The 11,945-nt window shown below is 69.9% G+C and carries 12 protein-coding genes; 6 read left to right on the top strand and 6 right to left on the bottom strand.

Annotated features, from left to right (window positions below; all coding sequences use genetic code 11):
* Nucleotides 1-56: 56 nt before the first annotated feature.
* A complete protein-coding gene (locus ACQHIV_RS41200) occupies nt 57-2,630 on the bottom strand; it encodes a sigma-70 family RNA polymerase sigma factor (RefSeq protein WP_427890064.1) in 2,574 nt (857 codons plus the stop codon).
* Nucleotides 2,631-2,892: 262 nt separating this feature from the next.
* Between ACQHIV_RS41200 and ACQHIV_RS41205 the strand changes: the two genes are divergently transcribed.
* Nucleotides 2,893-3,705, top strand: coding sequence for a hypothetical protein (locus ACQHIV_RS41205; protein ID WP_427890066.1), 813 nt, complete (start codon nt 2,893-2,895; stop codon nt 3,703-3,705).
* A gap of 61 nt (nt 3,706-3,766) precedes the next feature.
* Here the strand turns inward: ACQHIV_RS41205 and ACQHIV_RS41210 are convergent, their stop codons facing one another.
* Nucleotides 3,767-4,792 (bottom strand): D-alanine--D-alanine ligase family protein, encoded by a 1,026-nt coding sequence (locus ACQHIV_RS41210; protein ID WP_427890068.1) that lies wholly within the window; start codon nt 4,790-4,792, stop codon nt 3,767-3,769.
* A gap of 13 nt (nt 4,793-4,805) precedes the next feature.
* Nucleotides 4,806-6,014, bottom strand: coding sequence for a pyridoxal phosphate-dependent aminotransferase (locus ACQHIV_RS41215; protein WP_427890069.1), 1,209 nt, complete (start codon nt 6,012-6,014; stop codon nt 4,806-4,808).
* A 63-nt stretch (nt 6,015-6,077) separates the two neighbouring features.
* Between ACQHIV_RS41215 and ACQHIV_RS41220 the strand changes: the two genes are divergently transcribed.
* Complete coding sequence (locus ACQHIV_RS41220) at nt 6,078-6,656, top strand: winged helix-turn-helix transcriptional regulator (RefSeq protein WP_427890071.1); 579 nt, start codon at nt 6,078-6,080, stop codon at nt 6,654-6,656.
* On the opposite strand, the gene ACQHIV_RS41225 is transcribed toward ACQHIV_RS41220, so the two are convergent.
* The 3 genes from ACQHIV_RS41225 to ACQHIV_RS41235 all read right to left on the bottom strand — a co-directional run bounded on the left by ACQHIV_RS41225 (nt 6,644) and on the right by ACQHIV_RS41235 (nt 9,387).
* Nucleotides 6,644-8,365, bottom strand: coding sequence for an MFS transporter (locus tag ACQHIV_RS41225; protein WP_427890073.1), 1,722 nt, complete (start codon nt 8,363-8,365; stop codon nt 6,644-6,646). The two genes, ACQHIV_RS41220 and ACQHIV_RS41225, sit on opposite strands and share 13 nt — an antisense overlap.
* An 85-nt stretch (nt 8,366-8,450) precedes the next feature.
* Nucleotides 8,451-8,930, bottom strand: coding sequence for a universal stress protein (locus tag ACQHIV_RS41230; RefSeq protein WP_427890075.1), 480 nt, complete (start codon nt 8,928-8,930; stop codon nt 8,451-8,453).
* A gap of 4 nt (nt 8,931-8,934) precedes the next feature.
* Nucleotides 8,935-9,387: a MarR family winged helix-turn-helix transcriptional regulator gene (locus ACQHIV_RS41235; RefSeq protein ID WP_427890077.1), complete on the bottom strand. Its 453-nt coding sequence runs from the start codon at nt 9,385-9,387 to the stop codon at nt 8,935-8,937.
* Between the two features lie 66 nt (nt 9,388-9,453).
* Between ACQHIV_RS41235 and ACQHIV_RS41240 the strand changes: the two genes are divergently transcribed.
* From ACQHIV_RS41240 to rsrA, 4 genes are all read left to right on the top strand, one after another.
* A complete protein-coding gene (locus tag ACQHIV_RS41240) occupies nt 9,454-10,239 on the top strand; it encodes an SOS response-associated peptidase (protein WP_427890079.1) in 786 nt (261 codons plus the stop codon).
* Nucleotides 10,240-10,264: 25 nt separating this feature from the next.
* Nucleotides 10,265-10,906, top strand: a complete 642-nt coding sequence (locus ACQHIV_RS41245) for an alpha/beta family hydrolase (RefSeq protein WP_427890081.1) — start codon at nt 10,265-10,267, stop codon at nt 10,904-10,906.
* A 103-nt stretch (nt 10,907-11,009) separates the two neighbouring features.
* Nucleotides 11,010-11,657, top strand: a complete 648-nt coding sequence (locus ACQHIV_RS41250; protein ID WP_427890083.1) for a sigma-70 family RNA polymerase sigma factor — start codon at nt 11,010-11,012, stop codon at nt 11,655-11,657.
* Nucleotides 11,654-11,932 carry a mycothiol system anti-sigma-R factor gene (rsrA, locus tag ACQHIV_RS41255; protein ID WP_325037436.1) on the top strand — a complete coding sequence of 93 codons (279 nt, stop codon included), beginning with the start codon at nt 11,654-11,656 and terminating at the stop codon, nt 11,930-11,932. The genes ACQHIV_RS41250 and rsrA overlap by 4 nt, the downstream gene beginning before the upstream one ends.
* The last annotated feature ends 13 nt before the right edge of the window (nt 11,933-11,945 follow it).

The raw sequence follows: 11,945 nt of genomic DNA on the forward strand, positions 1-11,945 counted from the left end.
CTTGGTTCCGTCAGCGCGAACAACAACCAGCATAAGGGACCTCGGCAACCCGAATTTCACCGGCGCGACTGGCTGGGCGGAATCTGTACGCTGTCGGTGTCCTCGCGGCCGCCGACCCGTGCGTGCACGGTGACGGTGTTGTCGGGACCGGTGCCCGGGAACAACGCGTTCCACTCCGAGTTCAACGGCTTCTTGTAGTTGTCCGTCGAGCAAGTCGCGCTGTTCATGTCGATGCTACGTTCGCAGATCCAGCCGTCATCTACCGGTGGCCACAGCCACAGATTGTGTCCCCAGGAGATGTCCAACGTCACGCGTTCACCGGCGGCGCCGTTCACCTTCAGGAATCTGTTGTAGACACGAGGGTTCGGGTCCTGGCCCGGTGTCGGGGTGATGATCTGCAGCAGTGACTCGTCCTGCTGCACGGCCGGCAGCACTTCGGAGTCGGTGTCGCTGACCAGGTCCGCCTGCGCCGCCACCGTGAACGTCCGCTCGGCCGCCGGCGACTTGTCCGGTACGTCGAAGTCCGCCGCCAGCGGAGCCGGTTTGTCCGGGTTGGTCGCCGTACAGATCGAGGTCGTCTGGGAGCACTTCCAGCCGGCCGGGTTCGTCGCGATCGGCCACTCCAGCGCGTCGCCGTACGTGATCTTCAGCGTGACCTTGGTCCGGTTGGCGCGCGGGGCGACGGTGAGGATCCGGTGGTGCACGTCCGGGTCGGCCTTGCCGTCGAGGATCTTCAACAGGTTCTCGTCGGTGCTCGCCTTCGGTTCCACGGTGGCCGCGTCGGAGTCGTACAGCCTGCCGGTCTTGGCGCTGACCGTGAACGTGCGGTCCGCGGCCGAGCCGCCGGTCGGGGCGTCGAACGTCACCGACATCGGCTGCGGGTTCGCGGAGTCGGCCGCCGTACAGCTGCCGGTCGCCTTCACACAGGTCCAGCCCGGCGGGTTCGTACTCAACGGCCACTCGAGCTCAGCGCCGTACGTGAGCTGGATCACCACCGGGTTCGGATTCTTGGCCGGCGGCTTGATCGTGATCACAAACCGAACCCCAGACCCCGCTCCCGGCTTCGCCGCTCCGGCCCGCGGCGCCACCACACCGCCACCCGACCCTCCGTCGGCCTGCTGCAGCGCGGGCGCCCCACCGCCCTGTCCCACCGCGGGCGCACCTTCGCCCTGTCCTGCGGCGGACCCGCCGCCCTGCTGCGCCGCAGGCGCACCTCCGCCCTGTCCGGCGGCACCCCCGCCGCCTTGCTGCGCCGCAGGCGCACCTCCGCCTTGTCCGGCGGTGGACCCGCCGCCCTGTCCGGTGGCAGGCCTGCCCTCACCCTGCTGCGCCGTCGGCGTACCTCCGCCCTGCTGGGTTGTCGGCGCCCCGCCGCTGCGCGGGATGCTGATGGTCACCATGCCGGGGTAGTGGATCGGCGTGGTCGGGGTCGGCTTCGGGGGTGTCGGCTTGGTCGGGGGTGGGGTCGGGACCGTCGTGGTCTGTGTCGGAGTAGGCGTCGGCGTGCTCGGCGCGGTCGTGGGAGCCGTTGTCGGCGCCGTCGTCGGGTTGGAGGCCGGCGGCTGCGTGGGCTTGGTGGCCGGTGGCTTCGTGGGCGGTTTGACCGGTGGTTTGACCGGTGGCTGCGTCGGATTGTTGGTCGGGTTCGCCGGCGGGACCGTCGGCTGGGACGGCTGTGACGGCTGGTCGATCGCGGCCGGCGGGGTGTGGTTGCCGGTCAGCGCCATCGCCGCGAGCGCGGCGGCGACCGCGACCACCACGACCGCACCGCCGGCGACGGCGGTCCGGGTGCTGTTCTCGGTGACCTTCTTCCAGCCGGTGACGAAGAAGCCGACCAGCCCGATCTTCGCGCCGGAGGCCGCGGCCAGGTAGCCGAGGCCCGCGGTGCCCAGCAGGGCCGGGGCGAGCAGCGCCGGCAGCGCACTGTTGACCTCGACGAGCTCGAGGTACACCGCCGTGCACTTCGCGCACTCGTCCAGGTGCTCGCGGACGTTCTTGTTCTCGCGCTTGGTCAGGCCGCCGCGGACGTACGCGCCGAGCCGCTCGGTCGTCCAGCGGCACCGGTCGCCGGCGACGTCGGCCAGATGCTGCTGCAGGTACGCCTGCCGCAGACCCTCGCGGGCCCGGTACGCCAGCGCGGACACGCCGTTCGCGGTCAGCCCGAGCAGCGGCGCGATCGCGGCCGGCTTCTCGCCCTCGACCTCGGTGTGCCACAGCACCGCCTGCCACCGCTCCGGGAGACTCGCGAACGCCTTGGCCGCCGCACCGCTCTCGAACCCGGTCACGGTCGGGTCGTCGAACGTCTCGGGCTCCCGCTCGTACGACGCGATGTCGTCGGTGGTCTGCACCTTCTTGCCGGAGCGGATCCGGTCGACGTGCACCCGCCGTACCGTCGTCAGCAGATAGGCACGGAACGAGACGTCCGGGCCGCCGCCCGCGCGCAGCGCGTCCAGCACCTTCGCGAACGCGTCACTGGCCAGGTCGTCGGCGTCGTTGGCCGGCACCAGCTGGCGGGCCATCCGCTCGGCCGCGTGGTGGTGCCGCGCGTACAGCTCGCCGTACGCCTCCAGGTCGCCGTTGCGGACGCGCGCGATGAACTCGGCGTCACTCGGACCCTCTGGCGTCTCCATCCATCTCCCCGCTAACTCTGTGTACGACGACGTGACGGATCGTCACGTACCGCCGGAGACAAGGCTCCCACGTAGGACGGCTCTGTGCATCATCCATGACGCGGAAACTGTGCCTCTTTCCTTACGACATCGCCAGTCCCGAAGTTACGCCAAAAAAATTTCTGGAAATCCGCGTCATGAACCGTCATGGCCGCTGTCTCTTCGGCGTACGACGCTTCCGGCCGACCGGTCGGGAGACTGACGGGGCTAGTTGAGGAGGACCATGTCGCTGTTCGCGGACATCCGTCGACGGTTCGACCTGCGTCCGGCCAAGTCCCTGAACCTGGCGGGGTCGCCCGCCCGGATCGCGCCGGAGGCGTCGTCCACCGCACCACCGAGCGGACGGAGGGAACCGCTCGGCACAGCTGGTACCGACCACAGCGCCTATCTCGCGATCGCCGAGGCGCTGCGGGACGGTGCCGATGTCGTGCCTGCGTCGGACGAGACCGGACGCCGCCTCGCGGCCGACGGAGTCTCGCTGGTGGAGGCACTTGATGGGCTGAGTGCGCTGTACCGCTCGATCGCCGGGGGCGAGCCGGCTTTCGCCGCGGTACGCGCACTCAGTTCCAGCTGGGCCGAGGCATCGCTTGTCTACCTGCACTCGCTGTCCTGCGAGGACCCGCTGACCGGGCTGTCCAGCCTGGCGCACCTGCGGTCCCGGCTCGGCGAGCTCTACCGAGAGGCGGAATTCCGTGGAACTTCCGTACCGCAAACCCACGCACTGGTGGTTGTCGAACCGCTCAATCCGGAGGGCACCTCGCCGTTCGACCGCGAGCTCCGGCTCGTCGACGTCGCGGAGTGCCTGCGGATCGTCTTCTGCGGCGGTGACGTACTGGGCCGCGTCGGCTCACGCCGCGCGGCGGCGCTCGTCGGCCGCGAGCCGAACCTGCCGGAGCAGGTCGCGACGGTACGAGCCCTGATCACCCAGTGGCGGCTGGACACCGACGTACCGCAGCTGGCCCGGATCTGGATCGAGGGCCTGCCCGGTAGCGACGCGATGGCCGGGAGGCTCCTCGACGAGCTGGCCAGAACCTGAGACCTGCGTCCGGCCGCCAACAGGGGGGCGGCCGGGCGCACTTCGACCGGCGGCGGATCGCCTAACACGGGGTGGGCGATCCGCCGCCGCTTGCCGTCAGCAACCGCTCGACGAGCTCGGCGTACCCGATCCCGGCGCCCTTCGCGGCGACCGGGACGAGGCTGCCCGGCGTGAGTCCGGGGAGTGCGTTGACCTCCAGGCAGTACGGCGTACCGGACGCGTCGCAGCGGAAGTCCGCCCGGGAGTACGTCGTACCGAACCCGAGCGCCCGGTGTGCCCGGAGCGCGAGCTCCTGCAGCTGCTCGGCGAAGTGCGGCGGTACGTCGGCCGGGCAGACCTCCCGGACCGCGCCCGGCTGGTACTTGGCCTCGTAGTCGAACACCGCCGTGGTCAGCTCGATCTCCACCACGGGCAGCGTCGTCGCACCGATGACTGCGACGGTGAACTCGCGCCCGCTCAGGAACGGCTCGACCAGCACCTCACCGTCGGCGCGCAGTTCCTCCAGCGAGTCGACCTTCCGTACGGCGACACTCGACCCGTCGGCGACCGGCTTCACGACCACGGGTCCACGCGCCAGCAGGTCCTTGACCGCGACCGGCGGCTCGGGCTGCTCCGCCGCGTTGTAGAGCACCCGCGGCGGCACCGGAATCCCGGCCGCCTCGAGTACCGCCTGGCTCCGGCCCTTGTGCCAGGCCACCGCGCACACGTCGTGGCCCGCGCCGGTGAACGGGACTCCGGCCAGCTCGAGCAGCGCCTGGACGTGACCATCCTCACCCCAGCCGCCGTGCAGCGCGACGAACACCCGATCGGCTCGCCGCAGCTCCTCCAGGACCCGCCCGCCGGTGAGGGCGGCGTACATCCGCTCCCTGAGCGCGGCCCGCTCCGCCGCCGACGGTGGCACGGACGGCACGGGTACCGCGGCATCGTCGACGGACACGCGCTCGGCCAGCACCGGCTCCGGCGCCGCCGGGTCGATCAGCACCACCTCGTGGCCGCGCTCGGTGAGCGCCTTCGCGACCGCCCAGCCGGACGACCGGGACACGTCCCGCTCCGAGCTCTCGCCGCCGCACAGCACCACGACTCGCATGGCCTCTCCTTACTTACTGCTCGTAGCTGTCGAGGAAGCGCCCGATCCGGCGGATCGCCACCTCCAGGTCACCAGCTTCGGGCAGCGTCACGATCCGGATGTGGTCGGGGTCCGGCCAGTTGAAGCCGGTGCCCTGGACGATGTGGATCTTCTCCCGGAGCAGCAGGTCGAGCACGAACCGCTCGTCGTCCTTGATCCGGTGCACCTCCGGATCGATCCGCGGGAACGCGTACAGCCCGCCGAGCGGTTTGACGCAGGAGACGCCGGGAAGTTCGTTCAGCGTCTGCCAGGCGGTGGTCCGCTGCACCTCGAGCCGGCCGCCCGGGCGGACCAGGTCGTCGATCGTGTCGTCGGCCAGCGCGGCCTCGATCACGTGCTGGGCGAGCGCGTTCGGGCAGAGCCGCATCCCGGCCAGCATGGTCAGGCCTTCGAGGTAGCTGGCCGCGGCCGCGCGGGGTCCGGAGACGATCAGCCAGCCGGCCCGGAAGCCCGCGATCCGGTGACTCTTCGACAACCCGCCGAACGTCAGGCAGACCAGGTCGGGAGCCAGCGCGGCGAAGTGGTGGTGGACGGCGCCGTCGTACACGATCCGCTCGTAGATCTCGTCGCTGAAGACCATCAGTTCGTGCTTGCGGGCCAGCTCGGCGATCTGCCGCAGTACGTCGGGGGAGTAGACCGCACCGGTCGGGTTGTTCGGGTTGATCACCACGATCGCCTTCGTCCGCGGGGTGATCTTCGCCTCGATATCGGCGAGGTCCGGCTGCCAGCCGGAGTCCTCGTCGCAGCGGTAGTGCACCGGTACGCCGCCGGCGAAGCGGGTGACCGCCGTCCAGAGCGGGTAGTCGGGACTCGGGATCAGCACCTCGTCGCCGGTGTCGACCAGGGCCTGGATCGCCATCCCGGCCAGCTCGGAGACGCCGTTGCCGAGGTAGACCGAGCGCTCGTCGATGCCCTGGAAACCATGATCGGCGTAGTACGTCGCCACCGCCTCGCGGGCCGAGCTGATGCCGCGGGCGTCGGTGTACCCGTGGGCATGCGGAAGCCGGGCGATCAGGTCCGCGAGGACCGCGTCCGGGGCGGCGAACCCGAACGGTGCCGGGTTGCCGATGTTCAGCCGGAGGATGCTGTGGCCGGCGGCCTCGAGTGCGTTGGCCTGCTCGACCACCGGGCCGCGGATCTCGTAGCACACGCCGGTCAGCTTGGTGGACTGCCTGAACTCCATGGGCCGCATCGTACTTGGTTATTCCAAGTACGCGCTTGGGAGGTCCAAGCTATGGTGGACCGCATGCCTCGCCGGAGCTATGCGCAGTACGACGCCGTCGCCCGTGGACTCGACGTGGTCGGTGAACGTTGGACGCTGCTGATCGTCCGGGAGTTGGCCCTCGGCCCGCGGCGGTACACGGATCTGCACGCGGACCTGCCGGGGATCAGTACCGACGTACTCGCGGCCCGGTTGAAGGAGCTGGAGGCCGACGGGATCGTCGAGCGCCGGACCTTCGCGCCCGCGGCGCCGGTGCGGGTCTACGACCTGACCGATCGTGGGCGCGAGCTGGTGCCGGTAGTGACGGCGCTGGCCGCGTGGGGGAGTCCGTTGCTGGCGGCGCACCAGGAGACGGACGCGGTCCGGCACCACTGGTATCTGCTTCCGCTGGCCGCGCTCCTGCGGGACCTCGGTGGGGTGGTCGAGCTGCGGGTCGAGGGGAGCGGTTGCCGGATCGACCTGGCGTCGATGACCGTCGTACCGGAGGCTGTGCCGGATGCCGTGGTGACGATCCCGGCGAAGGTCGCCGACGAGCTACTGGCCGGCCGGACGACCCTGGCCGCCGCGATCGACGACGGCCAGGTGACCGTTCAGGACTCCTGAACCGCCGGCACCGCTTCCGGCTGCGGCTCCAGATGGATGTACCGCGGCCCGCGGAACAGCGACGCCGCCGCGCCGACCAGCGACATCGCGATCGCCACCGCGAACACGATCACCAGCCCGTGGTGGAACGGCCCGGAGATCAGCTCGGGGAAGAACTGCTTGCTGGTCAGCGTGCCCAGGTCCGCCCCCTTGATCGCGGACGCCGGTACGGCGTTCAGCGCGGTGCCGATCGGGTTGTACCCGAGGAACGCCGCGAACAGGCTGCCGACCGGCGGCTGGTTTCCGATGCCGGCGGCAACGGCCTGCGGCACGCCGTGCGCGTGCAGCCCGTCGGTCAGCGTTCGCGGCAGGGTCGTCGCGAGTCCGGCGATCATCATCGTGAAGAACACGCCGATCGACAGCGACGTACCGGAGTTCAGGAACGTGCCGCGCATGCCGGACGCGGCGCCGCGGCGGTTGGCCGGGACGCTGTTCATGATCGCGGTGGTGTTCGGCGCCGAGAAGAGGCCGGAGCCGACGCCGTTCAGGACCAGCAGGCCGGCGAAGGCCCAGTAGCTGAAGTCCGTTGGCAGGACCATCAATCCGGCGAAGCTCACCGCGACCAGGAGCAGTCCGCCGGTGGCGAGCGTACGGGCGCCGAGACGGTCGGAGAAGTAGCCCGACAGCGGTCCGGCGATCAGGAAGGCGATCGTTAACGGCAGCAGGTAGATGCCCGCCCACAACGGCGTGCTCTCGAAGCTGTAGCCGTGCAGCGGAAGCCAGATGCCCTGCAGCCAGATGATCAGCATGAACTGCAGTCCACCCCGGCTGATCGACGACAGCAGGCCGGCGAGATTGCCCGCGGAGAACGCCTGGATCCGGAACAGCGACATGTCGAACATCGGGTCCGTCGTACGCGCCTCGACCAGGCAGAACGCCACCAGCAGGGCGAGCCCGGCGATCAGCCCGCCCAGGACCCACGGGCTGGTCCAGCCCATCTCGTGCCCGCCGTACGGCTGGATCCCGTACGTGATCGCGACCAGGATCGCGGTCACGCCGATCCCGAACAACGCGTTGCCCCACCAGTCGATCCGGGCCGCCGTACGGGCGCTGGTCTCGCGCAGGCTGTGGTACGACCAGACCGTGCCGAGCAGGCCGAACGGGACCGAGACGAAGAAGACGAGCCGCCAGTCGACCGGCGCCAGTACGCCGCCGACGATCAGCCCGATGAACGAGCCGCCGATCGCGGCCACCTGGTTGATCCCGAGCGCGAAGCCGCGCCGGTCCGCCGGGAACGCGTCGGTGAGGATCGCGGTCGAGTTCGCGAACAGCATCGCCGCGCCGACACCTTGGACGACCCGCCAGACGATCAGCCAGAGCGCACCGGCGCCCTGCGTCAGCGGATCGAACACCAGCGCCACGGAGCCGATCGTGAAGACCAGGAATCCGAGGTTGTAGATCTTGACCCGGCCGTAGATGTCCCCGAGCCGGCCGAGCGTGACGACCAGCACCGCGGTCACGACCAGGAAGCCCATCAGCATCCAGAGCAGGTAGCTGACGTTCCCCGGCCGGAGCGGGTCGAGCTTGATGCCGCGGAAGATGTCCGGCAGCGAGATGATCACGATCGACGAGTTCACCGTCGCCATCAGGACGCCGAGCGTCGTGTTGGACAAAGCCACCCACTTGTACCGCGGGTGGTCCTTCTCGACCGCGAAACGACGTGAAGTCACAACAGCGCTTCCCCAGGAGAGAGAAAATTGCTTAGCAATGCTAAGTATATCTCGCTACCCGGAGGCCGACCTCCGGTGGGGGCGGTTACGGCACGACAACGACGACCGGGGCGTCCTTGCGGCAGGTGAGCCGGTGGCCGAGCGAACCGGTCAACCGGTGCCAGCGCTTCGCCGACCGGCCGACCACGACCAACCGTGCGTCGACCTCCCGAGCGACCCCGGACAGCGTCCCGATCGCGTCCCCGAACTCGCTGACGAAGCTCAGCTGTACGCCGGTCTCCTCGGCGCGGCGTTCTGCTTCCGCCTCGATCTCGGCGGCCAACTGCTGCCGGTTCTCCTGTGCGGCGCCGTAGTCGTACGGGACACCGAGGGCGGCGGTGGGATCGGCGTACGGCATCACGTAGACCGCGACCAGGCGGCCGTTCGTACGCAGCGCCTCGCCGGCCGCCCAGGCGAAGGCGTCCCAGCTGGTGCCGGAACCGTCCAGCCCGACGACGATCGCCGGTTCGCCGAGACGTCGGTTCTGGGGAAGGGGAGTGCGCCGGGCTTCGGCGTCGTAGTTCATCTGGTCACCTCTTCGGCAACGGGGTACGGCTGTCCTGGTCCTCGCCGGCCAGTTGGATCAGGCGGAGGAGTGCGGGGGTGGCGTCGTGCAGCGCGTCGGCGTCCTGGTCGTCGAGCTTGTCGATCAGGTCGGCGATCGTGACCGCGCCCTCGGCCCGCATGTCGCGGAGCCGGCGGCTGCCGGCGGCGGTGATCGCGACCAGCACGACCCGCGCGTCGGCGGCGTCCCGGCGGCGCTCGGCCAGGCCCTGGTCGGCGAGTTGGGTCACCAGCGCGGTCATCGACGGCTGGGTCACCTCTTCGCTGACGGCCAGGTCGGTCAGCCGCCGCGGGCCGGTGCGCTCCAGCGTCGACAGCACCGAGGCCGCGGTCAGGCTCAGCGTTCGCGGCCGGCGCCGGATCGCGACCGTCGCCAGCCCGAACAGCGCCTCGCCGATCGTGGCGGTCCGAGTACTCATACGACAAGTATAGGCACAGTTATATAGATCGGACTATGTGATCTGCCCCGGTCTAGGCTGGGGCTCATGTGCGGTAGGTATGCCTCCAGCCGGTCCCCGTCCGACCTCGTCGCCGAGTTCGAGATCGAGGCCGGCAACGTGCGCGAGTCGGTCGAGGAGCTCGGCGAGAACTACAACATCGCCCCGACCAACCAGGTGATCGCCGTGGTCGAGCGCAAGGACCGCGAGCAGCCGGACACCACGGTCCGGAAGCTGACCACGGTCAAGTGGGGGCTGGTGCCGTCCTGGGCCAAGGACACCTCGATCGGCAGCCGGCTGATCAACGCGCGGATGGAGACCGTCGCGGAGAAGCCCGCGTTCAAGAAGGCGTTCGCGACCCGGCGCTGCATCCTCCCCGCCGACGGGTACTACGAGTGGTACACCGCCGAGGAGAAGGTGAACGGCAAGCCCGTCAAGCAGCCGTACTTCATCCACCCACCGGACGGCAGCGTGCTCGCGATGGCCGGGCTGTACGAGATCTGGCGGGACAAGTCGGTCGCCGACCCGGACCAGGACGCGGCGTGGCTCTGGACCTGCACGGTGCTGACCACGTCCTCCACCGACGACCTGGGCCGGATCCACGACCGGATGCCGTTGCTGGTGGAGCGTGAGCGGTACGACGCCTGGCTCGACCCGTTGTCGTCGGACCCCGACGACCTGCTCGAACTGCTGGTACCGGCCGCGCCCGGCCGCCTCGAGGCGTACGCCGTCTCGAAGGCCGTCAGCTCGGTGAAGAACAACGGCCCGCACCTGCTCGACCCGCTGCCGCCGGACGGCGAAGACCCACAGGACGCACCGACCACCCTGTTCTGAGATTTCCCGCGGTCCTGATGACAGGATGGGGCGGGTGACCGACGAACGGATTGTGGGGACGCCGCACGGTGAGGCCCGGATCGTGGCGCACCGCGCCCGCCGACCGGTGGCGACGCTGGCCCTCGGTCACGGTGCCGGGGCCGGGATCGAGTCGGGCGACCTGGCCGCGCTGGCCGCACGGCTGCCCAAGCAGGACATCAACGTGTTCCTGATCGAGCAGCCCTGGCGGCGGGCCGGCCGCAAGCTGGCGCCGGCGCCGAAGGTGCTCGACGAGGCGTGGATCGCGATCATCGGGCAGCTCCGGGTCCGGACGCCGCTGGTGATCGGCGGGCGCAGCGCCGGCGCCCGGGTCGCGTGCCGGACCGCGAGCGGCCTCGGGGCTTCCGCCGTACTGGCGCTGGCCTTTCCGCTGCACGCCCCCGGCAAGCCGGAGAAGTCGCGTGTCGACGAACTGCGCGGCGCCGGCCTGCCCACGCTCGTCGTCCAGGGGGAGCGGGACCCGTTCGGTACGCCGGAGGAGTTCCCGCCGCTGACCGAGATGGCCGTCGTACCGGACGCCGACCACTCGTTCAAGGTGCCGAAGCGCGCCGAGCTGGACCAGCAGGAGACGTACGACCTGCTGGTCGAAGCTGTGTTCGAATGGGTCGGCCGCGAGGTGTCCGGGTAGCACCGGGAATGCCCCCGTGGCCGGGCGTGTTGTGACGGACATGATGGCGACGAGAGAGGCTCCGGCGAGGACTTCTGGGAAGACCCCGGTATTCTCGATCCCGATGCCGACTCCCACCACGACCGAGACACCCGAGCAGCGCACCGCGCGGTTCGAGCGCGAAGCGTTGCCTTTCCTGGACCAGATGTACGCCGCGGCGATGCGGATGACCCGTAATCCGTCGGACGCCGAGGACCTGGTGCAGGACACCTTCGCGAAGGCGTACAGCTCGTTCCACCAGTTCACGCCGGGCACCAACCTGAAGGCGTGGCTCTACCGGATCCTGACGAACACCTTCATCAACGGATACCGGAAGCGTCAGCGGCAGCCGACGCAGTCGCCGACCGAGGAGATCGAGGACTGGCAGCTGACCGCCGCCGAGTCGCACACTCCCGGCGGCCTCAAGTCAGCCGAGGCGGTCGCCCTCGAGCACCTGCCCGACTCCGACGTCAAGTCCGCCCTGCAGGCCATCCCGGAGGACTTCCGGCTGGCCGTGTACCTGGCCGACGTCGAAGGCTTTGCCTACAAGGAGATCGCCGAGATCATGGGCACCCCGGTCGGCACCGTCATGTCGCGGCTGCACCGCGGCCGGCGGCAGCTGCGGGACCTGCTCGGCGACTACGCCCGGGATCGCGGCCTGATCCCGCCGGACGACAGCACGGACGCGGCCCCGTCGGCCTCCGACGCGACCGCGGAGAAGGAGGAGTCGTGAGCTGCGGCGAGCCCCACGACGCCGACTGCGGGGAGATCCTGCAGCGGGTCTACGTCTTCATCGACAACGAACTCGAGGACGCCAGTTCCGAGCAGATCCGCCAGCACCTCGAAGAGTGCGCCCCCTGCCTCGACGAGTACGACCTGGAACGCTGCGTCAAAAAACTGGTCCACCGCTCCTGCGGCTCCGACCACGCCCCCGACGCCCTCCGCCAGAAAATCCTCCTCCGCCTCACCCAAATCCAAATAGAAACCACCATCACCACCACCGACTGATTCGACAATCGGG

The organism is Kribbella polygonati, from assembly GCF_050320105.1.
Lineage (GTDB): Bacteria > Actinomycetota > Actinomycetes > Propionibacteriales > Kribbellaceae > Kribbella.